Source organism: Candidatus Binatia bacterium (assembly GCA_035631035.1).
Taxonomy (GTDB): Bacteria; Eisenbacteria; RBG-16-71-46; order SZUA-252; family SZUA-252; genus DASQJL01.
Window position 1 is genome coordinate 1 of record DASQJL010000039.1, and the last position, 21,457, is coordinate 21,457.

The window sequence follows — 21,457 nt, forward strand, 5'->3', positions numbered from 1 at the left end:
GCCATGGAGCGCACGGCCTGGTGCCCCTGGAGCATCGAGATGTTCACCGACGCGACGGCCGAGAGCGGGACCGAGGCCGCGCCGAGGAGAATGGCCCAGGTGAACGCCGAATCGCGGTAGATCCCCGCGGCGAGCCAGGGCGAGGCGAGCGCGGCCAGGAGGGCGAGGCCGCCGCCGACGCCCCACGCGAGCCGGGATCCCAGGCGCGTCAAGGCGTGCACGCGCGCGAAGTCGTTCGCGGCGCGCGCCTCGGCGATCATCGCCACGAGCCCGTTGCCGATGCCGAGCGTGGCGAGCGGGACGAGGACCGCGGTCAGCGAGGCGAGCTGGGCGAGGACGCCGGTCCCTTCGGGCCCCAGCCGCGCGGCGAGGATCTTCGCGCGCACGATGGCGGCCACGACGGTCGCGACGGAGCCGAGACCGAGGATCGCGGTGGAGCGGACGAGCCGGCGCACGGCTCCCTGGTCCCGGGCGGCTACCGGGACCCGTAGGTCCGTTCGTAGTACTGCTGGAACGCGCCCGAGCGGATCGCTTCCCACCACGGGCGGTTCGCCACGTACCAGTCGATCGTCGCCTCGATTCCGCGCGCGAAATCGACCTGCGGGCGGAAGCCGGTCTTCGTCTCGAGACGGGACGCGTCGATCGCATACCGCCGGTCGTGCGCGGGGCGGTCGGTCACGTGCTGGAGGAGGCTCGCGGGCTTCTTCAGCCGCTCGAGGAGGAGTGCCGCGATCTCGAGCACGGAGCGCTCGTTCCCCCCGGCGATGTTGAACGTCTCCCCTTCCACGTCGTCGGCCTCGAGGATGGCGACGAGGGCCCGGCAGTGATCCTCGACGTGGATCCAGTCACGCGTGTTCCTCCCGCTGCCGTAGACCGGGAGCGGCTTGTCCTCGAGCGCGTTGGTCACGAAGAGCGGGATCAGCTTCTCCGGGTACTGGAAGGGTCCGTAGTTGTTGCTGCAGCGCGTCACGATGGCGGGGACGCCGTAGGTCACCGAATAGGCGTAGGCGAGCCGGTCGCCGCCGATCTTGGACGCCGCGTAGGGATTCCGGGCGAGGAGCGGCGCCCTCTCGTCGGCCGCGCCCGTCAGGATCTCGCCGTAGACCTCGTCCGTCGAGACCTGGACGAAGCGCGCGCAGCCGCGCTTCCGCGCCTCTTCGAGCAGCACGTAGACGCCGTAGGTGTCGGTCAGGACGAAGTGCGAGGGGTCCTCGATCGAGCGGTCGACGTGCGTCTCGGCCGCGAAGTTCACGACGACGTCGACCCCCTCCATCGCGCCCGCCACGGTCGCGGGATCGCAGATGTCCCCCTTCACGAAGCGGAACCCGGGGGCGTCCTTGACGTCGCCGAGGTTGGCGAGGTTTCCCGCGTACGTCAGCTTGTCCAGCACGGTGATCGGCGCCTCGGGAAAGCGGCGGCGCAGGTGGTGGACGAAGTTCGAGCCGATGAAGCCCGCCCCTCCCGTGACGAGGAAGCGCGCCCGCGAAAGATCGGGGGCCTTAGCCACGGCAGCCTCCTCGCGTGCGGCGGCGCTCAGCCATCCTTGCGCGACCAGTCGTAGGGGATGTCGTTCTTGTGGGGGTCCGCGCGGTACTCGTCGGGCTGGTCGTACCGGTAGGGCTCGGTCGGCGTGTTGACGAGCATCGCGGGCTCGGTGCCGATCCCCTTCATGCCGTGCCACACGCCCGGCGGAATCGTGATCAGGATGGGATTCTTCTCCCCCATGAAGAACTCGTTCACCGTGCCGCGCGTGGGCGAGCCCTCGCGGTCGTCGTAGAGCACCACCTTCATCATCCCCTTCACGATCACGAAGTGATCGGTCTGGATCTTGTGGTAGTGCCATCCCTTCACCACGCCGGGATAGGCCACCGAGACGTAGGTCTGGCCGAAGCGCTGGAAGAAGGGGTCGTCCTTCCGCATCATCTCCATCAGGTAGCCGCGCTCGTCGGCGATGACCTTGAGCGGCTTCACGTGCACCCCGTCGATCAGCTTCATGCGGGCCTCCCCACCGAGACATAGGCGAAGCCCAGCCGTTTCACCGTGGCTGGGTCGTAGACGTTTCGAAGGTCGACGATGCTCTTGCGCCGCATGGCGCGCTTCACGCGCGCGAGGTCGAGGCGGCGGAACTCGTTCCACTCCGTCACCAGCACCATCACGTCGGCGCCCTTCACCGCATCGTACGGGTTCTGGGCGAAGTGAAGCCCACGCGGCAGCCCCTCGGCGTCGGCCCGAACCGCGGGGTCGTACGCCCGGATCGCGATCCCTTTGCGGAGCAAGGAGCGGATGATGGTCAAGGACGGCGCTTCGCGCAGGTCGTCGGTGTCCGGCTTGTACGAGAGGCCGAGGACCGCCGCGACCCGCTTTCCCCGTCCGCCCAGCGCGGCGAGCACCTTCTTCGTCGCCACCTGGTGCTGCGCGTCGTTGGTCTCGATCGCGGCCTCGACCACGCGGAGCCGCACGCCCGCCTTGCGCGAGAAGGCGCGCATGGCGTGCGTGTCCTTGGGCAGGCAGGATCCGCCGTACCCGGGGCCCGGATGCAGGAACTTGGGCCCGATGCGCCGGTCCAGCCCCATCGCGCGCGCCACGTCGTGCACGTCGGCGTCCACCGCCTCGCACAGGTTCGCGACCTCGTTGATGAAGGAGATCTTGATCGCGAGGAACGCGTTCGAGGCGTACTTGATCAGCTCGGCGGTGCGCACGTTCACGACCACCGCCGGCGTCTCGATCAGGTGGAGCGGGCGGTAGAGCTCGCGCAGGATCTCAGCGGGGCGGGGCGCGTCGGCCCCGATCACGATCCGGTCGGGGCGCATGAAGTTCTCGACCGCCGATCCCTCGCGCAGGAACTCGGGGTTGGACGCGACGTCGAACTTGGCGCCGCGCGGGGCGAAGCGCTTCATCCAGGCGCGGAGCTTGTCCGCCGTGCCGACCGGCACCGTGCTCTTCTGCACGATCAGCCGGTAGCCGGGCATCGAGCGCGCGATGGTCCGCGCCGCCGCCAGCACCTGCGAGAGATCGGCGCCTCCGTCGGCGCGCATCGGGGTGCCGACGCAGAGAAAGATCACGTCGCCCCAGCGCACGGCGTCGGCCAGCGACGTGCCGAAGCGCAGGCGGCGCTCCCGCGTGTTCCGGAGCACCAAATCTTTGAGTCCCGGCTCGTAGAAGGGGATCTCCCCGCGGGAGAGCACGCCGATCTTCCGCTCGTCCACGTCCACGCAAAGGACCTCGTTGCCGAAGTCCGCGAATCCGGCGCCGCTCACCAAGCCGACGTAGCCGGAACCGACCACGACAATCCGCACCGTTCCTCCTTTATCGTCCCGCCTCGTGCCGGACGCGCTCGCGCGCGTCGCGGTAGAGGTCGAGGAGCGTCCGTTCGATGGGAATGGCCGGCGCCCATCCGGTGCGCCGGATCACCTTCTCGGGATCGCCGACGAGGTGGTCGGCATCGCGGGAGCGCATCCGCGAGGGGTCCTGCACCACCGAGGCGCGGACCCCCGAGACCTGGATCAGCTTGTCCAGGAGATCGCCCAGCCGGTATCCCTGGCCGGTGCAGACGTTGTAGGCCTGCCCCGGCTCGCCGCTCTCCAATAAAGCCAGGTAGGCGCGGACCACGTCCCGCGCGTCGCCGTACTCGCGCACCACGTCCAGGTTGCCCGCGCGCACCTCGGCGGGCCCGTCCCCCTCGAGCACGCGCGCAAGCTGATGCGCGAAGCCCGCCACCGCGAAACGGGGACTCTGTCCGGGACCGGTGTGCGAGAAGGTCCGGGTCCGCAGCACCCGGAGTCCGTACGACGAGGCGTAGAGCTCGCCCAGCATGTCCTGCGCGGCCTTGCTCAGCGCGTAGGGGTTTCGTGGCGCCAGGGGCGCCTCTTCGGTCAGCTTCGTCCCCGGGGCGCCGGAGCCGTACACGTCGGCGGAGCCGACGATCAGAACCGTCGCGCCGGCCGCCGCGACGCGACAGGCTTCGAGGACGTTGAGCGCGCCGATCGCGTTCACGCGGTAGGTCTCGGCCGGCTGTTCCAAGGACACCGCGCCGGAGGCCTGGGCCGCGAGGTGGATGATCCGGTCCGGGCGGAGCTCGGCGACCGCCGCGCGCACCGCGTCCGCGTCGGTCACGTCGAGCGCGCGATAGCTCTGGAGGGCGGCCTTCAGCTCCTCCGGCTCGGGAATGGCCGCGGCCGGCATGTGGTCGGAGCCGTGCACGTCGGCCGGCCCCTCCACGGTGAGCGCCCGGATCAGATGGCGCCCCACGAATCCGGCGACGCCGGTGACGAGCGTGCGCAAGGGCCTAGCGCTCTCTCCAGTAGGCGAGCAGGTCGCGCATCGTCTGCTCGAAGGGGATCGCGGGCTCCCAGCCGGTCCGGTTCCGGAACCGCGTCGCGTCGCCGAGCAGCACCGGGACGTCGGACGGGCGCATGCGCGCCGGGTCGGTCTCGACCTTGATCTTGGCCGTGGACATCGCGAGGAGCATGTCGAGCATCTCGCGGATCGTCCAGGCCCGTCCGGAGCAGAGGTTGTAGACCTCGCCGGGCTCCCCCTTCTCCAGCGCGAGCCAGTAGGCGCGCACGATGTCGCGCACGTCGGTGAAGTCGCGCCGCGCGTCCAGGTTTCCGACGCGCACCACCGGGGGGCGCCGTCCCTTCTCGATATCGGCGATCTGCTTGGCGAAATCGGAGCAGACGAAGACCGGTCCGCGCCGGGGACCCTCGTGATTGAAGCCGCGCGTGCGGATGACCGGGAGCTTGAAGCTCATCCAGTACTGGTAGCCCAGCATGTCCTGCCCCACCTTGCTCACCGCGTAGGGGGAGAGCGGGCGGAGCGGGTTGGTCTCCTTGATGGGCAGCTCGTTCTCGTGCACCAGCCCGTACTCCTCGCTGGAACAGGCGAGCTGAATCTTCGGCATGAGGTGCAGCTTCTTCACCGCCTCGAAGATGTTGAGCTGGCCCAGGATGTTCGTGACGAGCGACTCCGTGGGCGCCGTCCACGACGTCGGGACGAAGCTCTGCGCCGCGAGATGGAAGATCCAGTCGGGGCGGGTCTCGTCGAGGACGTCGCGCACCGAGGAGGCGTCCCGCAGGTCGCACTCCACCAGCCGCACCTTCTCGCGGAAGTGCTCGATGTTCTCGGTGCGGCTCCTCCAGCGGAGGATCCCGATCACCTCCGCGTCGCCGCGCTGGAGGATGTAGTCGGCGAGATGACTTCCGGCGAACCCCGTGATGCCCGTGATCAACACCTTCATGCGTCGGCCCTCTCCTTGGAGAACGCGGCGGCGAGCGAGGCCTCGTAGGCCGCGACCGTTCCGCGCGGGTCGGCGGATTCGAGAATGGGGCGGCCCACCACGACGTAGTCGGCCCCCCGCGCGAACGCTTCCGCCAGAGAGAGCGTGCGCTTCTGATCATGGGCCGGATCGTTCGGCCCGCGGATTCCAGGGGTCACGATGAGAAACGGCGCCGGATGCTCCAGGCGCAGCGGCTGGACCTCGCGCGGGGAGGCGACGACGCCGTCCACCCCCGATTCCGCGCAGAGCGCCGCCAGCCCCAGCACCTTCTCCTCCACCTCGGTCTTCGGATTGAAGAGCGGGGGGATCTCGGTGCCGTCCAGGCTGGTGAGCATCGTCACGCCGAGCACGCGCGGATGGCCGGCCAGGTAGCGGGCCGCTTCGGCCGAGGCGCGGAGCATGGCGGGGCCCCCGCTCGCGTGCACCGTGAGGAGCGAGACGGGAAGACCCTCCAGCGCGCGGATCGCGCGCTCGACCGTGGCCGGAATGTCGTGGAGCTTGAGATCGAGGAAGACGCGCTTCCCGCGGTCGGCCAGCGCCAGCACCGCGCCGCGGCCGGCCGCGCAGAAGAGCTGCAGCCCCACCTTGTACCAGAGGACCGCGTCGCCGACGCGATCGACCTGCTCGAGCGCCGCGTTCAGATCGGGGCGGTCGAGCGCGACGATCAGCCGCTCGCGGAGATGGACCGGCGCGGCGGCCGGCGGCCAGGGTTCCGTCATGCACCTCCCGTTCCGATGCGCGCCTGCCGTCCGGCGCGGATCGTTCCCCGGCCCTCGGGGACCTCCAGCGCGCCGATGATCGCCTCGACCGACGAGGCGCCGATCCGGCGCAGGTGATGCTCGATGCCGTGCACGCACTCCTCGGCGAGGGCGGGGTTGGCGAAGAGCGCGGTCCCGACCTGCACCGCCACGGCGCCGGTCAGGAGGAATTCGAGGGCGTCGGCGGGCTTCGTGATCCCGCCCATGCCGATCACCGGGATATCCACGGCCTGCACCACTTCCCAGGTCTTCGCCAGGGCGAGCGGCTTGATCGCGGGGCCGGAGAGCCCTCCCAGCACCGTGCCCAGGATGGGGCGGTGCGTCCGCGAATCGACCGCCATCCCGACGAACGTGTTCACGAGCGAGACGGCGTCGGCGCCGCACGCGGCGCACGCCTCGGCGATCTCGCCGATGCGGGTCACGTTCGGCGTCAGCTTGGCGATCAGCGGGAGCTTCGTGAGCGGCCGGATGGCGCTCATCACCTCGCGGGCCATGCCGGCGTCGGTCGAGTACTTGAGCCCGTGCGGCCCCACGTTGGGGCAGGAGATGTTCACCTCGATCGCGTGGGCGACGCCGCTCCCGCTCACGCCCTCGACCAGCTCGCAGAACTCGCGCGTGTCCTCCCCCTCGACCGAGACGATCACCGCGCAGGGCAGCCGGCGCAAGATGGGCACCTTGATCTCGAGGAAACCCTCGAGCCCCGGGTTCTCGATCCCGATCGAATTCAGCATCCCCGAGGGGACCTCCACGACGCGGGGCGGCGGGTTGCCGGCACGCGGATGGCGCGTCACCGTCTTCGTGACGATGCCGCCGATCGCGCCCAGGTCCACGAGCGCCTCGTACTCGGCGCCGTAGCCGATGATCCCCGAGGCGACCAGGATCGGATTCGAGAGCTCGAGCGATCCGATCCGGACGGCGAGCGAAGGGCGCTTGGCGGGCGTCATGGCAGCCGGTCCCAGTCCACGATGGTGGCGTCCATGACGGGTCCCTCGGTGCACATGGCGGGGTAGCGTCCCCCGGGCACCTCGCCCGCCGATCCGTTGCCCGCGTGCGCGGCGCCGTTTTCGGCGCCGGGAAGGAGCGGCACCGGACAGCCGCGGCAGGCGCCCACCGCGCAGGCCATCGGCCCCTCCAGCGAGGCCTCGCAGCGCGCGCCCGTGGCGCGGGCGAAGTCGGCGATCTCGTGAAGCAGGCCGTGCGGGCCGCAGGTAAAGATCTCCGCCGAAAGCGGCGTGTGCCCTCCCTCGACCCACTCCCGCTTCAGGAGCTCGAAGACGCTGCCGTGGAATCCGACCGATCCGTCGTCGGTCGCCAGATGCAGCCTTCCGCCGCGCACCTCGCGCACGCCGTACAGCTCCTTCCGCGAGCGCGCGCCGAAGAGGAAGACGAAGGGGCGCTTCTTCTCCTTGAGCCGGCGGCTCAGGAACAGGAGCGGCGCGATGCCGCGGCCTCCGGCGACCAGGATCGGGACGCGGCGGGGGCGAGGCGCGTAGCCGATCCCGAGCGGCCCGATCAGGTCCAGCACGCGCCCCTTCGGCTGCAGGGAGAGGATGCGCGACCCGCGGCCCACCACCGAGTAGTAGATGCGCACGGCCCGCACGCGCCCCTTGCTCACGAACCCCTCGAGGCTGTAGGGGCGGCGCAGCAGCGGATCGCCCTCTTCCGAGATCCGGAGATGCACGAACTGCCCCGGGCTGGGCGTCGAGAATCCGCGCGGCACGGTGAGCGTGAGGAGGAAATTGCCGGGCGAGACCTCACGGTTCTCGATGACCTTGCAGGGCACGAGCTTCATCGGGTCGTCCCGCTTCGGGTCGTGTCCGGGGGCGCGGTCGAGCGGGTCGTGTCCGCCGGCGCCGCTTTCGTCGTGTCGGGCGGCGCGCCCGAGCGAGTGCTGTCGGAGGGCGCCGTGCCGGGCAGCGTCGTGCCGGGAGGCGCGGCGCGGGTCGTGTCCGCCGGAGACGTCGCCGCGGGAGGCGCCGTCGTCCCGGGCGGCGCGGCCGGCGGCTTCTTGCCCTCGCGCGCCAGCCTCTTGGCCTCGCGGTCCTTCAGGAACTTCTGGGCATTCTCCTCCAGCTGCCGCTGGATCTCGGGCGAGACCTGGTAGGTGCTGTCCGGCGTCGCGGTCGTCGGCGCCATGATGCCGGTCAACGAATCGGCGGGCGCGGCCTCCTCGGCGTACGTCGAGGCGCCCGAGGTGTCGGGGTGCGCGAGCAGCGAGTCGAAGAGCGCCGTGCGGACGTCGCTCTTCCCGCTCCACTGCTTCCAGAGATAGAGCGCCGACTCGGCGTAGCGCGTGCCGCGGTAGCGGCCGGCGATCGAGTCGGTGAGCTGCATCGCGCCGAGGGTGTCCTGGCGGTCGAACGCCGAGATCCAGAGCCGAGCGTACGCCGACTTCGGCGCGTACACGCTCTTGGGGTAGAGCGCCTCGACGGCCCGGTACTGCGTCATCGCCGAATCGGTCTTCCCCAGCTCGAAGTAGAGGACCTCCGCCAGGCGGAACTCGGTTCGCGCGCGGGCGCCGGTCGTATCGGACGCCAGCGCCTGCTGGAACTGCTTCAGCGTGGCCAGGCTCTGCGAGCGGCGCTGCGCCTGCTGCGCGAACTGGTTGTTGCCGCCCGCCACCGCGCGCAGCTTGTCGTACTCGCGGCCCGCCCGGTCGAGATCGCCGAGGGCGGTCTCGACCAGGTAGCCGATCTGGAACTGCGATTCGAACGCCACGTTCGTTCCGGGAAAACGCTCCACCAGGTCCTGATATCCTTTCATCGCGTCGTTCGTCCTGCCGGTCAGCGCCTGCAGCTCGTACACCCGCAGCAGGAGCTCCCCCTCGCGGTTCTCGGCGATCGCCGTCGAGTGCCACGTGTTCAGGAACTGGAGCGCCTCCGGATAGCGCTTGAGATTGCGGAGCGCTTCCGCGCGCCGGAGGATCACGTCTAGGCGCTCCTTCGAACGCTCCTCCTCCTTCAAGGTCTGCGCATAGACCAGCTGCGCGCTGTCCATGCGATCGGCCTCGAACAGCGCGTCGCCCGCGCGGTGGAGGGCGTCGGCCTTCTGGCGCCGTCCGTCCGCGTGCGGAACGGCGCGACGGTACCACCCCAGGGCCGTCATGTAATCCCTCTGCGCGAACCGGCTCTCCCCCTCGTAGAAGTAGAGCTCCCAGCGCCGGGGAAATTTCGGATAGGCGGCGTCCATGGCCTGGAAGATCGAATCGGCGGTGTCGTAGTCCTTGCGACGGTAGTAGGCCAGTCCCTTCACCAGGCGCCCCTCGGGCACGAAGGGGCTCTTGGGAAACTTGACTTCGAGATCCTCGGCGCGCCGGATGGACGCGGTGTAGTCCCCCTTGCCGTAGAGCGAGGCGGCGAGGAGGTAGGTGGCGTCATCCACCCACTTGCTCTTGGGATACTCGGTGATCACCTTGGTGCACTGGCGGACCGTCTGGTCGTACTTCGTCTTGGCCGCGACGGAGGCCTCGTCGGAGATGCTGTGCTCCTGCTCCTTCTGGGCATCCCTGTAGTACCGGCGCGCCAGATAAAACGTGTTGTAGTAAGCGCATCCGGACGACAGAAGGAGCAGGACAGGCACGAGGATTCGGAGACGAAGCGCCCCCGTTCGGATTTTCGACATGAGCGATGGATGCTACCACGCGCGGGGCCGACGGGCTATCGGCCGCTCGCTAGGGATGCGGGTTCGCGGTAGGTGACCTGCCCGCCCAGAATCGTGACCAGGACGCGCCCGGGCAGCTCCCAACCATCGAAGGGGGTGTTGTGGGAGCGGGAGGCCGACTCCTTGGCGACGACCGTCCAACGTCCCATCGGGTCGAACACCGTAACGTCCGCCGGTTCTCCGGGTTCCAGCGTCCCGCCTTGCCGTCCCAGCACTTCCAGGGGGCGGCGGGTCATCCGCAGGAGCAGCTCGGGGAGGGTGAGATGCCCCGGCTCGACCAGGGCCTTGATGTAGAGGCCCAGGGCCGTCTCGAGTCCCAGGATCCCGAACGGAGCCGAGTCGAAGTCGTTGTCCTTCTCGATCTCCGTGTGGGGAGCGTGATCGGTGGCCAGGCAGTCGATCGTGCCGTCCACCACGCCTTCGATCAGCGCCTCGCGGTCGCGCGTGGAGCGCAGCGGCGGATTCATCTTGGTGTTGGTGTCGTAGCCGGAGACCGCCTCGTCGGTGAGGATCAGGTGGTGCGGCGTCACCTCGGCCGTCATGGCGATGCCGCGCGCCTTCGCCTTGCGGATGATCTCGACCGACCGTGCCGCGCTCACGTGCGCCACGTGGACCCGGCCCCCCGTCAGCTCGGCGAGGAGCGCGTCGCGCGCGACCATGACCGACTCGGCGGCGTCCGGTATCCCCTTCAGCCCGATCCTCGTCGCGATCCAGCCCTCGTGAACGACGCCCGACCCCTTGAGATCGGGGTCCTCGGCATGCTGGATCACCGGCACGCCGAGCGGGCGCGTCAGCTCCAGCGCGCGCCGCATGATCTCGGCGTTGTGGACCGGCTTGCCGTCGTCGGAGAAGGCGACCGCGCCCGCCTCGACCAGATCCTGGATCTCGGTGAGCGCCTCCCCCATCTGGCCGCGCGTCACCGCCGCGATCGGAAGGACGCGCGCGTGGCCCGCCTCGCGCCCGCGGCGGATCACGAACTCGATCCGCGGCCGGTCGTCGAGCGGCGGGCTGGTGTTCGGCATGCAGGCGACCGTGGTGAAGCCGCCGCGCGCCGCCGCGCGCGTTCCGGTCTCCACGGTTTCCTTCTCCTCCTGCCCCGGCTCGCGCAGGTGGACGTGGATGTCCACGAACCCCGGGCAGACCACCGCGCCCGCGACGTCGATGACCTCCGCGTCGGGGTGGGCGCGGAGCGCCGCGGGCGCTTCCTCGCCCAGGCCGGAGATCTTTCCCTGGTCCAGCCAGAGGTCGGCGATGCGGTCGATGCCGCTCGCGGGATCGATGACGCGCCCGCCCCGGAGGCAGATCGGGCGGGTCATCGCTTCGCCCCCTCGACCGCGCGGCGAGGGGCGGGCTCCGGCGCAGGCAGCGGCTCGTCCGGCCGCGATAGGAGATAGAGCACCGCCATCCGCACGGCCACGCCGTTCGTCACCTGCTCCAGGATGACCGAGTTGGGGCCGTCGGCCACTTCCTGCGCGATCTCGACGCCGCGGTTCATCGGGCCCGGATGCATCACGATCGCATCGGGGCGCGCGCCGGCCAGCCGCTCCGCGGTCACGCCGTAGACCCGCGCGTACTCGCGGAGGGACGGGTAGAGCCCGGCGCGCTGGCGCTCGAGCTGGATGCGGAGGATGTTCACGACGTCGGCGCCCTCGATCGCTTCCTCCACCCGCGAGGCCACGGTGACGCCGAAGCGCTCCACGTCGGCCGGCATCATCGTCGAGGGTCCGGCGATCGTCACCGAGGCGCCCAGCTTGGTCAGCCCCCAGATGTTCGACCGCGCCACGCGGCTGTGCATGATGTCGCCGATGATGGCGACCTTGAGGCCGTCGATCCGCCCCTTCCGCTCGCGCATGGTGTAGATGTCGAGGAGGCCCTGCGTCGGGTGCTCGTGGGTGCCGTCGCCGGCGTTGATGATGGCGGCGTCCAGGTTCCGCGCCAGGTAGTGCGGCGCGCCGGAGGACTGGTGGCGGATCACGACCAGGTGGATCCCCATCGCCTCGATGTTCCGCGCCGTGTCCTTGAGCGTCTCCCCCTTCGAGACGCTGGAGCCGGACGTCTGGAAGTTCACGGTGTCGGCCGAGAGCCGCTTCTGCGCCAGCTCGAAGGAGAGGCGGGTACGCGTGCTCGGCTCGAAGAAGAGGTTCGCCGCGGTCAGCCCGCGCAGCGAGGGCACCTTGGGGATGGGGCGCTCGAGCACCTCGCGGAACGTCCGCGCGGTGTCGAGGATGGAGACGATCTCCTCGGCGCTCAGGTCTTCCAGGCCGAGCAGGTCCTTCCGGTGACCGATCATGTCAGGAGCTCCCCGAGCGAGACGCCGTCGTGGCCGTCGACTTCGGTGACGGCGACCATGATGACCTCGCGCTTGGACGTGGGGACGTTCTTGCCGACGAAGTCGGCGCGGATCGGGATCTCGCGGTGGCCGCGGTCCACGATGACCGCGAGCTGGATAGCGCGCGGGCGGCCGAAATCGATCAGCTCGTCGAGCGCCGCGCGCACGGTGCGCCCCGTGAAGAGCACGTCGTCCACCAGCACCACGACCTTGCCGTCGATGTCGAAGGGGATCTCGGTGCCGCTGACGACGGGCTGGTGGGCGATCATCTGGAGGTCGTCCCGGTAGAGCGTGATGTCCAGCGCCCCCACCGGCACGTCCGCCCCCTCGAACTCCTGCATCCGGGCCGCGATCCGCTTCGCGATCGGGAAGCCCCGGCGCCGGATCCCGACCAGGACGACGCTGTCGGCTCCGCCGTTCCGCTCGATGATCTCGTGGGCAATGCGGGTGATCGCCCGGCGCAGTCCCTCGCCGTCGATCAGCTCGGTCTTTTCGCGGACCTGCTCGGCCATCGGTCTCCCGGGTTGCTCGGCGCGGCGGGAGGGGGCATGAAAAAACCCCTCTCCTGGACCGGAAAGGGGCGCAGAGGCCAGAGTTTCGGCCCGGTCCCTTTCTAGTCTCTCGGACTAGATTCAAGGGTCACGGACGCCGCGCGATGCCTGCGACGCGTCGTTGACGGTACCACAAGGGGAGCCGCCGGACAAGGCCGGGCGCGGCGCTTCGCTCACGACTCCAGCGCGGGATACCCCTTGTCGACCCAGTCGCGCTGCAGGTCCTGCAGGATGTAGAGGATCTTCACGTTCTTGTAGCCCAGCCCCCGCGCCACGCGGAAGGCCGGATTCACGTTCGGACAGTGCTCCCATGGGCAGCAGCCGCAGTAGAGAACCACCGTCCTGTCCTTGGGAATCGCCCGGAGCGCCTTCTTCAGCTCGGCGCGCCCCCGCGCCGTCGAGCCGGACCCGACGTACTTCGATCCCGGGATGTGGCCGCTCTTGTAGAGCACGCTGAATCCGACGTGCAGGAGCACGGGGCGGCGCCATTCGGGAAGCGCCAGCTCCTTGGCCAGCTCGTCGGGCCGGACCAGGTCCTGCTTGGCCGGCGTCGTTTCCTTGGCGCTCGCCGCGGGCGCGCCGGCCGCCGGGGCGGAAGCGGTGACCGCCGAAGAGTCGGGCCCCGCGGTGGAGCGGGTCGCGGCGAACGCAGCCGCGCCCAGAGCCAGGAGACCGATCAGGCCGAGCCGAGAACCGAGCGTCATGGGATGAGCCTTTCGCGAAGGAGAGGGCCGCACAATGGGACCTTGGTACCGGGCGAGGCGATGGCGATTTCCTGGGAGTCTGCACCCGCCGCGCGCGAGTTGTCGAGAGCGCGAAGGGCGCCGGGGATGCTAGGATCAGGGCGTGATCTCCCGGTCATCGCTCCTGGCACTTCTGTGCGGCGCCCTGCTGCTTTGCGGCGCCATCGTCGGACCCACGCGCGCCGCCCTGGGACCGGACGACGAGGACCCGACCTCCGGCGCGCCGTCGGAGGCTTCCGAACCGCCGGTCCCGACGCCCGCCCCCGCCGACACCCTTCCCCATCCCGATCCGGCTCGCACGAGAGCCTTCCACGACGCCGTCTACGCGCTCGCCGCCGATTCCATGGAAGGGCGCGGCATCGGAACCGCCGGGATCGCGAAAGCGGCCACGTGGATCGAGCGGCGCATGAAGGCGATCAAGCTTGAGCCGGCCTTCCCGGGACCTCGGGGCGGCTCCTATCGCCAGGGATTCCCGATCAAGATCGGCGTGACGCTGAAGCCCGGCAACCGCATCGAGGGGCTCGACTCCACGGAGTGGACGCCGCTCGGCTTCTCCTCGAGCGGGGACTTCTCCGGACCGCTGGTGTTCTGCGGCTACGGCATCGACGCGCCGGCGATCGGGTATCAGGAATTCGACGGGATCGATCTCAAGGGGAAGGTCGCCCTGATGCTGCGGTACGAGCCTCAGGAGAAGGACGACGGCTCCCCCTTCGACGGCAAGCGCCCCAGCCGCTGGTCGGCGCTCCGCTACAAGGCGATGCAGGCCCGGGAGCGCGGCGCGACCGCCGTGCTCTTCGTGACGGGTCCGATTCAGGACGAGGGGACCGACAAGATTCCGGCGCTCCGCAACGACGGGCCCGAGAGCCCCGCGGGGCTGCCGGTCGCGCAGGTCAAGCTGAGCGCGGCGTCGCGGTGGCTGGCGAAGGCGGGGATCGACCTGCGCGCGTTCCAGAAGGACGTGGACCGGGATCTCACGCCCCGCTCGCGCGAGATCGGCGCGGTCACGATCCACGGGAAGATCGCGGTCGAGGACAAGTACGTCAACTCCGACAACCTCGCCGGGATCATCCCCGGAAAAGGACGCCTCAAGAACGAGTACGTGGTGGTCGGCGCGCACTACGACCACCTCGGCTGGGGCGGCGAGAGCTCGATGCGCCCCAACGATCACGCGATCCACAACGGCGCCGACGACAACGCCTCGGGCGACGCGGCCGTGCTCGTCGCCGCCGACGGGCTGCGCAGGGACCTCGCGCGCCAGGTGAGCCATCGCACCGTCCTCGTCTGCCTCTTCTCCGGCGAGGAGGTGGGCCTCGCCGGGTCGGCCTGGCTGGTGGACCACTCCCCCATCCCGATCGACAAGATCGCGGCCATGGTGAATCTCGACATGGTGGGCCGCCTGCGCGGGAACACGCTGATCGCCCTGGGGCTGGAGTCGGCGCCGGAGTGGGCGCCGCTCCTGCGCGACGCGGCCATCGACACCAAGCTGGACGTGGCGGCGCGCGGGGACGGCTACGGCCCCTCCGATCAGACCAGCTTCTACGCCAAGGGCATCCCGGTGATCCACCTCTTCACCGGCACGCACGAGCAGTACCACACGCCCGACGACAAGCCCGCGACGATCAACGCCGAGGGCGGGGGCATCGTGGCGCGCTTCACGCAGGTCCTCGTCGAGCGCGCGGCCCTGCGCGATCACCGTCTCACCTATGCGAGGTCCAACGCGGCGCCCACGATGACCGGCGACAGCCGCGGCTACGGCTCGTATCTCGGGACGGTGCCCGACTTCAAGGCGATGGAGAGCGCGAACGGCGGCGTGCTGCTGGCCGACGTGCGCGCGGGCGGCCCGGCCGAGATCTCCGGGATCAAGGGGGGCGACCTCATCGTCTCGATGGCGGGCACGCGGATCGAGAACCTCTACGACATGACCTACGCGCTCCAAGACCATCGCCCCGGCCAGACGGTCGAGGTCTCGGTCGTGCGCGGCGGCGACACGCTCACCTTCCGCGTCACGCTAGGCGACCGCGCCCGGATGGGCTCGGCCGGTCCCGCGGTGGCCAAGGCGGAAGCGCCGAAGATGCCCCAGGATGTGTCCCATGTCGCGCACGCCAGCGGCGGGCCCCCCGACAGCGGCGCCGTGACCGTGGCGGCCGTGGGGCCGGGCGCCGAGGTCGGTCCGGCCGCGGCTCCGAGCCCCGCCGCTCCCGCAGCGCCCGCCATGCCGGGCAACCCGCACGCCGGAATGGGCGGAGGCCCGACCGGCCCGGCCGGGGCCGAGATCGGCGCCGCGGCGGTGGACTCCTTCTATCTCGGGCGACCCGGCGACGACTTCGTCGTGAAGGCGGGAACGCCGTACGCGCCCGGCCCGGCGACCGGCGAGCGCCACCTGAGCGACATCCGCCAGCTCACGTTCGGCGGCGAGAACGCGGAGGCCTACTTCAGCCCCGACGGGAAGAAGCTCATCATGCAATCGACGCCGCGAGGCGCGAAGTGCGACCAGGAGTACGTGCTGGATCTTTCGACGGGCGACATGAAGCGCGTGTCGAGCGGCAAGGGGCGCACGACGTGCGGCTACTTCGACTATCCGGAGGCCGACCGGATCATCTACTCCTCGACCCAGGGCGCATCCGATTCCTGCCCTCCCTCGCCCGACATGTCGCAGGGCTACGTCTGGGCCATCTACGACGCCTACGACATCTGGGAAGCGAATCCGGACGGATCGAACGCGAAGAACCTGACGAGCTCGCCGGGCTACGACGCCGAGGCGACCTGGTGCCACCGGGGCGGAAAGCTGGTCTTCACCTCGACGCGCGACGGCGACCTGGAGCTCTACCTGATGGACGAGGCGGGGCAGGTGAAGCGGCTGACGCACACGCCGGGCTACGACGGCGGCGCCTTCTTCAGCCCCGACTGCTCGCAGATCGTGTTCCGCGCGAGCCGGCCGACCGGCGAGAAGCTCACCGACTATCAGAATCTCTTGAAGAAGGGGCTGATCCGCCCGGGCGAGCTGGAGATCTACGTCATGCGCGCCGACGGCACCGGGGTGAAGCAGCTGACCCAGAACGGCGCCGCCAACTTCTGCCCCACGTTCTATCCCGACGGGAAGCGGATCATCTGGGCATCGAATTCCGGCGCCGCGGGGCCGCGCGAATTCGATCTCTGGCTGCTCGACACGCGCGGCGGGAAGGCGGAGCAGGTCACCACGGCTCCGGGCTTCGACGGCTTCCCGCACTTCAGCCCCGACGGGCGCTTCCTGGTCTGGGCCTCCAACCGCGCCGACGTCGCCTCCCACGAAACGAACATCTTCATCGCGCGCTGGAAAGACTGACGCTTTCGCCGCCCTCCGCGGAGCCCCGCGCAGGGCGCCAGGGACCTAGCGTATGAACCTCGTTCGCCGAATCGCGACGCTCGTCATCGTTCTCATCGCGGCGCTCGTCTTTGTCTGGGGGCGCGCGGAGCGCGAGCACCGTCGGGCGGAGGACGCCCTGAAGCAGGCCCGCGCGGTGCTCGATTCGGCGAAAGCGATGCGTGCGGGAGGCGCCGGCGAGCGCGGCGTGTTCCTGTCGGCCGACGAAATCGCGGCGCTCCGCCGGGCGGGGCTCACCGACCCCGTGAACCAGCTCCGCTCCGACCTCGAATCCCACGGCTCGCTGATTCCGGTGAAGGGCGTGCTGGGCGGGACGATGGGGTTCTACGATCGCGACGGCGTGGTGCTGCTCCCGGGGGGCTACGTCTACGCCCCGGGCGAGGACGGGCACATCCTCGTGCACGCCATCTTGAAGTACGACGTGGAATCCGGCGGCAAGATCCGCTGGACGATGGTGGACGTCAAGCGGGACTGATCCGCCGGCGCGGCGCTAGCGGCTCCGATACTTGAGGAACAGCGCGCGGATCTCCTTCTCGTTCATGTTCGTCGTCGTGCTCGATCCCGACGTTTCCGTCCGCCGGCGCCGCTCCTTCGTCGACTCGTTGTAGGTGGTGCTCTCGCCGCTCTTGTAACGATCCATCCCCGTGATCACCACCGCGTCGGCCCCCTTGTCCTGCGCCTTCTGCATGATCTTCGCCTGCAGCTTCTCCGCGCTCACCAGATCGTTCGCGCTCGCGATCACCTGCCCCATGACGTCGTAGGACTCCCGGACTTCGTGCTCGTCGAAGAAGAGATCAACATGGCTGGTGGGGCTGTACGAGCGGCCGACATAATCCACGTGAGCGCAGGCGGTGAGGAGGAGCGCGGCCAGGATGGCCGGCGCGATGAAGCGCTTCATGGGAGGCCTCCGAAGCGGGTGTGACGCCATAGGGTGGATTGCCCTCTTCTTATCGCCTTTGGCGCGGGGAGTCAACGAGAGGGATCCACTCACCACGCCAGCGGCGCGGCGGAACGGGACAGCGCCGCGATCAGCGCATCGCCGTCGCGCACGCGCCCCGACGGCAGGCAGCCGCGCTCGCGCAGCGCCCGCGCGAGGGCGTGGAACTCGGGGACGGGCAGCCGGGCCTGGGCGAGGAGGGGGGCGTCGTCCCAGACCGCCTCGGGCGCTCCGGAGCCAAGGAGCCGGCCCGGGCCGCCCGGCTCGCGCCCCATCACCAGCACGCGGTCGGCGACGGCGCCCACGAAGTCCAGGTCGTGGCTCGCGAAGAGGATCGCCCGCCCGCGATCGCGGAGCCGGGCCAGCGCGGTGCGAAGCGCGCGGCGTCCCTCGGGGTCGAGCCCCGCCGTCGGTTCGTCCCAGAGGAGCACGAGGGGCGGCTCGATCAGGAACGACGCCAGCGCCGCGCGCCGCTTCTCCCCCTCGCTCAAGGTGCTCGGAGCGCGCTCCGCGAAGCGCTCGGGATCGAGGTCCACCTCGCGCAGCGCGCGCTCGGCGCGGCGCGCCCGCTCGTCGGCCGGCACCCCCTCGATCCAGAGCGCCGCTGCCGCGTCCTCGGCCACGGTGCGCGCGAAAAGCTGCCGCTCGGGATATTCGAGCGCGAGCATGACCGGGGGGACCCGCTTCACGGTGGGAAGGGCGCGCTCCACGCGGCCGGAGGAGGGCTCGCGCAGACCCGCGGCCAGGTGGAGCAGCGTGCTCTTCCCCGCGCCGCTCGCGCCGACCAGCGCGACCGCCTCGCCGGGGGCGATGTCCAGGGAGACCTCCTCCACGACATAGGCGGCACCTCGTGAGGGCGTCCAGGCGACCTGAGCCAGGCTGAGGAGCGGCGCGCCTCGCCTCGGGATTTCGGGCGCGAGGGGATCGTGGGAGACCGCCGCACCCGGGCGCGCTCGCGCGACCGAGTCGGCCAACCCTCCGGCCTCCGAGCGGTCGAGGGCGGCGAGGAATTCCTCCGCCGTCGCCGCCAGGGCGCCGCTCCAGCGCCCTTCGACCGAGAGCGCGGCCGACGCGCGGAGCGCGAGCGGAAGCGGGGCGCGGTGCGCGGCGAGCACCGACGCCGGCGTCATGGCCGAGAGCCCATGCAGCCGCCCGGCCTCGAGAAGGTGGATCCGCTCCCCGGGAAGGGGCGGATCCAAGTCCTGGCTGGCCCGGAGGACCGCGAGGCCTCCGGCGCGAGCCATCCCGGCGAGCCATTCCTCCTCCGCGCGGCGCGTCGCCGGATCGAGATGGGCGAAGCACTGATCCAGAAGGAGCGCCGAGGGACGGGCCGCGAGGGCAGCGGCGAGGAGCGCGCGCGTCTTCTCCCCCGCGCTCAGGGTTCGGGGGTCGCGCTCGGCCAGCGCCGTCAGGCCGTGCTCCTCCATCGCCTGCGCCGCGCGGGCGCGCGTCTCGGCCGGCGCGAGCGCCATCGATTCCAGGCCGAACGCGATCTCGCCTGCGACCGTGTCCGAAAGGAACTGGGGATCGGGCTCCTCGAAGATCACCGCGACGCGGGGCCAGAGGGTCGCGCCTGCCGCGACCGGTTGCCCATCGAGGAGGATGCGTCCCGCGGCGGGGGCCGCGAGCCCGGCCATCAGGCGCAGGAGCGTGCTCTTGCCCGACCCGTTCGCGCCCAGGATGAGATGGCGCGCTCCGGGTTCGAGGGAGAGGTCGGTGGGATGGAGGAGCGTCTTCGGCTGGCCCGACGCGTCCCGCACCGCGAAGGACGCGCCCTCGAGCCGGATCACGTCCCGGCGCGGGCGTCCTCGCCCAGGAACGCGCGCACGGTTTCCATGACCTCGACGAGCGGGCGGCCGCTCTCCTTCGCCAGCCGGCGGAGGTCTTCGTATTCGGGAACGCGGCGCTCGGCGCCGGAGGGGAGCACGGCGGTCTTCACGCGCACCGTTCCCAGGGGCGTGGCCACTTCCGTGATCGAGCGGCGCAGCTCCATCCGCCCCTCGCGGCGCACGCGAAGCCCCAGCGTCGTGGATTCCCCGAAGAGCCGCTCGGCGACCTGTTGCGTGCGGCGTGGGTCGCACAGCGCCGTGACGAGCACGCCGGGGCGCCCCTTCTTCATCTGGACGGGGGTGAGGTAGACCTCGACCGCGCCCGATTCGAAGAGCGATTCGGTGAGATGGCCGTAGAGCTGCGGGTTCATGTCGTCGATGGTGCACTCGATCACGTCCACACCACCGGCGCCCACCGCATCCAGCGGCTCACCCAGCAGCGCGCGCACGACGTTGGGTCGCTCCGCGACGTCGCGCGTGCCGGTGGCGACGCCGGTCTTCTCGAGGCGCATCCCCACCGGTTCGCCGACGGTGTCGCACAGAGAGGCGATGAGGGCAGCACCGGTCGGTGTCGTCAGTTCCCCTTCGATCTCGAGCACGCGCACGGGGAGCCCCTCCAGAAGGCGAAGCGTCGCGGGTGCGGGAACTGGAAGCGTGCCGTGCGCCGCCCGGACGAGGCCGCGGCCCTGCGGGATGATCGATGCGTGGCAGCGCGTCACGTCCAAGAGCTCGAGGGCCCACGCGGTGCCGACGATGTCCACGATCGCGTCCACCGCGCCGACCTCGTGGAAATGCACCTTCTCCAGCGGCACCTGGTGCGCCTCGGCCTCGGCGCGCCCCAGCCGCTCGAACGTGCCGAGCGCGCGGCGGTAGACCCGCTCCGGGAGCTTGGCGTCGGAGAGGAGGCGGCGGATCTCGGTGAAGTGGCGATGGGTCTTCGTCTCGCGCGCTTCGACTTGGAGCTGGAACGCCTCGAAGCCGTGCCGCATCGCGGTCCCGCGGCCCAGCGAAAAGCCCTCGAGCGGGAGCGCGCGCAATCGGCGCTCGATCTCCTCGAGCGGCGCGCCGGCCGCGACCAGCGAGCCCAGGATCATATCCCCCGAGGCGCCGCCGACCAGGTCGAAGTAGACGATTTTCATCGTTTCTTCCGTGCCGCGCGCTTCGCGCGCTTCGGCTTCGTGGCGCTCTTCCGTGCCGCCTTCGCCTGCACCCCGCGCGACGCGCCCGCCGCTCCACGGGCCACGCGCGACTGCCTCGCGATCACCCCCGCCGCATAGCCTGCGCCGAAGCCGTTGTCGATGTTCACGACGGTGACCCCCGCGGCGCAGGAGTTGAGCATGGCAAGCAGCGCCGCCAGACCGCCGAACGAAGCGCCGTAGCCGACGCTGGTGGGCACGGCGACCACCGGGCGCGGGGTCAGCCCGCCCACGACGCTCGCGAGCGCGCCTTCCATCCCGGCCACGACGACGACCGCCGAGGCGGAGCGGAGCGAATCGAGGTGCGCGAGCACGCGGTGGATTCCCGCGACGCCCGCGTCGTAGACCCGGCGCACGGGAATTCCCATGAACTCGAGCGTGACCGCGGCCTCTTCCGCGACGGGGAGATCGGACGTGCCGGCGCTCACCACGAGCACGAATCCGCCGGCGGCGGTCTGGCTTTGCGGTAGCTTGCTCGAAGAGGCTTTGCGGTCGCGGCTTCGCCGCACGACAAGCGTGCGCGCGAGCCGGTTCCACTCGGCGCGCTCCCCAAACTCGGCGACCAGCGCCTCGGCCTGCTCCGCGCTCACGCGCGTGGCGAGACAGCGGCCGCTTTTGGCCGTGACGACCCGCATGATCTCGACGCACTGGGGAATGCTCTTCCCCTGGGCGAAGACGACTTCGGGAAGATGCTGGCGAATACCGCGATGGTGATCGACCGTGGCCGATGGGGTGTTCTCGAACGGCAGGGCCGCGAACGCTTCGTAGGCCGCGGCCGGGGTCAGCGTTCCGCGACGGACCTTCGCGAGAAGGCTACG

The 21,457-nt window shown here is 70.5% G+C and carries 20 protein-coding genes; 2 read left to right on the forward strand and 18 right to left on the reverse strand.

What is annotated here, in order from left to right; all coding sequences use genetic code 11:
• The 14 genes from VE326_03535 to VE326_03600 all read right to left on the reverse strand — a co-directional run.
• Window positions 1-455: oligosaccharide flippase family protein (locus VE326_03535; protein HYJ32266.1), on the reverse strand; the 455-nt coding region annotated here is incomplete at its 3' end.
• Between the two features lie 20 nt (window positions 456-475).
• On the reverse strand, window positions 476-1,507 hold the full coding sequence (rfbB, locus tag VE326_03540) for a dTDP-glucose 4,6-dehydratase (protein ID HYJ32267.1): 1,032 nt from the start codon (window positions 1,505-1,507) through the stop codon (window positions 476-478).
• A gap of 26 nt (window positions 1,508-1,533) precedes the next feature.
• Window positions 1,534-1,995, reverse strand: coding sequence for a dTDP-4-dehydrorhamnose 3,5-epimerase family protein (locus VE326_03545; protein ID HYJ32268.1), 462 nt, complete (start codon window positions 1,993-1,995; stop codon window positions 1,534-1,536).
• Window positions 1,992-3,296 (reverse strand): UDP-glucose/GDP-mannose dehydrogenase family protein, encoded by a 1,305-nt coding sequence (locus VE326_03550; GenBank protein ID HYJ32269.1) that lies wholly within the window; start codon window positions 3,294-3,296, stop codon window positions 1,992-1,994. Before VE326_03550 ends, VE326_03545 begins: the two co-directional genes overlap by 4 nt.
• Window positions 3,297-3,306: 10 nt before the next feature.
• Window positions 3,307-4,281 (reverse strand): GDP-mannose 4,6-dehydratase, encoded by a 975-nt coding sequence (locus tag VE326_03555; protein HYJ32270.1) that lies wholly within the window; start codon window positions 4,279-4,281, stop codon window positions 3,307-3,309.
• Between the two features lie 4 nt (window positions 4,282-4,285).
• Entirely contained in the window at window positions 4,286-5,236 is a 951-nt protein-coding gene (locus tag VE326_03560; protein HYJ32271.1) for a GDP-mannose 4,6-dehydratase, read from the reverse strand.
• On the reverse strand, window positions 5,233-5,994 hold the full coding sequence (gene pyrF, locus VE326_03565) for an orotidine-5'-phosphate decarboxylase (protein ID HYJ32272.1): 762 nt from the start codon (window positions 5,992-5,994) through the stop codon (window positions 5,233-5,235). The genes VE326_03560 and pyrF overlap by 4 nt, the downstream gene beginning before the upstream one ends.
• Window positions 5,991-6,977 carry a dihydroorotate dehydrogenase gene (locus tag VE326_03570; protein HYJ32273.1) on the reverse strand — a complete coding sequence of 329 codons (987 nt, stop codon included), beginning with the start codon at window positions 6,975-6,977 and terminating at the stop codon, window positions 5,991-5,993. The genes pyrF and VE326_03570 overlap by 4 nt, the downstream gene beginning before the upstream one ends.
• The gene (locus tag VE326_03575) at window positions 6,974-7,825 is read right to left on the reverse strand and encodes a dihydroorotate dehydrogenase electron transfer subunit (protein ID HYJ32274.1); all 852 of its coding nucleotides are present in this window, start codon (window positions 7,823-7,825) and stop codon (window positions 6,974-6,976) included. The genes VE326_03570 and VE326_03575 overlap by 4 nt, the downstream gene beginning before the upstream one ends.
• Window positions 7,822-9,654: a tetratricopeptide repeat protein gene (locus tag VE326_03580; protein HYJ32275.1), complete on the reverse strand. Its 1,833-nt coding sequence runs from the start codon at window positions 9,652-9,654 to the stop codon at window positions 7,822-7,824. Before VE326_03580 ends, VE326_03575 begins: the two co-directional genes overlap by 4 nt.
• A 35-nt stretch (window positions 9,655-9,689) precedes the next feature.
• A complete protein-coding gene (locus VE326_03585) occupies window positions 9,690-11,009 on the reverse strand; it encodes a dihydroorotase (GenBank protein HYJ32276.1) in 1,320 nt (439 codons plus the stop codon).
• Entirely contained in the window at window positions 11,006-11,983 is a 978-nt protein-coding gene (locus tag VE326_03590; GenBank protein ID HYJ32277.1) for an aspartate carbamoyltransferase catalytic subunit, read from the reverse strand. The genes VE326_03585 and VE326_03590 overlap by 4 nt, the downstream gene beginning before the upstream one ends.
• Window positions 11,980-12,534, reverse strand: coding sequence for a bifunctional pyr operon transcriptional regulator/uracil phosphoribosyltransferase PyrR (gene pyrR / locus VE326_03595; GenBank protein HYJ32278.1), 555 nt, complete (start codon window positions 12,532-12,534; stop codon window positions 11,980-11,982). Before pyrR ends, VE326_03590 begins: the two co-directional genes overlap by 4 nt.
• A gap of 212 nt (window positions 12,535-12,746) precedes the next feature.
• Entirely contained in the window at window positions 12,747-13,277 is a 531-nt protein-coding gene (locus VE326_03600) for a rhodanese-like domain-containing protein (protein ID HYJ32279.1), read from the reverse strand.
• 142 nt (window positions 13,278-13,419) lie between these two features.
• Here VE326_03600 and VE326_03605 point away from each other — a divergent pair, with 142 nt between their 5' ends.
• Window positions 13,420-16,638 carry a M28 family peptidase gene (locus tag VE326_03605; protein HYJ32280.1) on the forward strand — a complete coding sequence of 1,073 codons (3,219 nt, stop codon included), beginning with the start codon at window positions 13,420-13,422 and terminating at the stop codon, window positions 16,636-16,638.
• A 52-nt stretch (window positions 16,639-16,690) separates the two neighbouring features.
• A complete protein-coding gene (locus VE326_03610; GenBank protein HYJ32281.1) occupies window positions 16,691-17,152 on the forward strand; it encodes a hypothetical protein in 462 nt (153 codons plus the stop codon).
• A 15-nt stretch (window positions 17,153-17,167) separates the two neighbouring features.
• On the opposite strand, the gene VE326_03615 is transcribed toward VE326_03610, so the two are convergent.
• The 4 genes from VE326_03615 to larB all read right to left on the reverse strand — a co-directional run.
• Window positions 17,168-17,575: a hypothetical protein gene (locus VE326_03615; GenBank protein ID HYJ32282.1), complete on the reverse strand. Its 408-nt coding sequence runs from the start codon at window positions 17,573-17,575 to the stop codon at window positions 17,168-17,170.
• 89 nt (window positions 17,576-17,664) lie between these two features.
• Window positions 17,665-19,404 (reverse strand): ATP-binding cassette domain-containing protein, encoded by a 1,740-nt coding sequence (locus VE326_03620; protein ID HYJ32283.1) that lies wholly within the window; start codon window positions 19,402-19,404, stop codon window positions 17,665-17,667.
• On the reverse strand, window positions 19,401-20,582 hold the full coding sequence (larC, locus tag VE326_03625) for a nickel pincer cofactor biosynthesis protein LarC (GenBank protein ID HYJ32284.1): 1,182 nt from the start codon (window positions 20,580-20,582) through the stop codon (window positions 19,401-19,403). Before larC ends, VE326_03620 begins: the two co-directional genes overlap by 4 nt.
• A partial coding sequence (larB, locus tag VE326_03630) for a nickel pincer cofactor biosynthesis protein LarB (GenBank protein HYJ32285.1) occupies window positions 20,579-21,457 on the reverse strand: 879 nt, incomplete at its 5' end. The genes larB and larC, both read right to left, overlap by 4 nt.

Bases quoted from the DNA above. Each gene is read 5' to 3' on its own strand.
- VE326_03560 (HYJ32271.1), bottom strand. From the start codon at position 5,236: ATGAAGGTGTTGATCACGGGCATCACGGGGTTCGCCGGAAGTCATCTC.
- VE326_03590 (HYJ32277.1), bottom strand. From the start codon at position 11,983: ATGATCGGTCACCGGAAGGACCTGCTCGGCCTGGAAGACCTGAGCGCC.
- VE326_03575 (HYJ32274.1), bottom strand. From the start codon at position 7,825: ATGAAGCTCGTGCCCTGCAAGGTCATCGAGAACCGTGAGGTCTCGCCC.
- VE326_03585 (HYJ32276.1), bottom strand. From the start codon at position 11,009: ATGACCCGCCCGATCTGCCTCCGGGGCGGGCGCGTCATCGATCCCGCG.
- pyrR (HYJ32278.1), bottom strand. From the start codon at position 12,534: ATGGCCGAGCAGGTCCGCGAAAAGACCGAGCTGATCGACGGCGAGGGA.
- VE326_03600 (HYJ32279.1), bottom strand. From the start codon at position 13,277: ATGACGCTCGGTTCTCGGCTCGGCCTGATCGGTCTCCTGGCTCTGGGC.
- VE326_03570 (HYJ32273.1), bottom strand. From the start codon at position 6,977: ATGACGCCCGCCAAGCGCCCTTCGCTCGCCGTCCGGATCGGATCGCTC.
- VE326_03580 (HYJ32275.1), bottom strand. From the start codon at position 9,654: ATGTCGAAAATCCGAACGGGGGCGCTTCGTCTCCGAATCCTCGTGCCT.
- VE326_03545 (HYJ32268.1), bottom strand. From the start codon at position 1,995: ATGAAGCTGATCGACGGGGTGCACGTGAAGCCGCTCAAGGTCATCGCC.
- VE326_03615 (HYJ32282.1), bottom strand. From the start codon at position 17,575: ATGAAGCGCTTCATCGCGCCGGCCATCCTGGCCGCGCTCCTCCTCACC.
- VE326_03610 (HYJ32281.1), top strand. From the start codon at position 16,691: ATGAACCTCGTTCGCCGAATCGCGACGCTCGTCATCGTTCTCATCGCG.
- larC (HYJ32284.1), bottom strand. From the start codon at position 20,582: ATGAAAATCGTCTACTTCGACCTGGTCGGCGGCGCCTCGGGGGATATG.
- pyrF (HYJ32272.1), bottom strand. From the start codon at position 5,994: ATGACGGAACCCTGGCCGCCGGCCGCCGCGCCGGTCCATCTCCGCGAG.